We start from the raw sequence: 264 nt of genomic DNA on the forward strand, positions 1-264 counted from the left end.
TTTCTTTAGATTTCCACCAGTCATCACAACAATGCTTTTTCTTAGAACTCCAACAATCATTTTTCCAGGACATTCTTTTATACCTCCCTTCAATAGGATTCATACTATTCTATGTTTTAGTAAAAGAATGGCTTGTTTATTAACCTATTATTTTACCTTTATATGATAGAGTGCTTTCTACTAGATATAGAATTCATACAAACTATGCTAATTTTCAAGAGATAGTTGAGAGAACTACTGGTTATGATATTAATCAACAAACAC

This window comes from Bacillus sp. JJ783, from assembly GCF_036963225.1.
GTDB classification, from domain to species: domain Bacteria; phylum Bacillota; class Bacilli; order Bacillales; family Bacillaceae_G; genus Bacillus_A; species Bacillus_A cereus_U.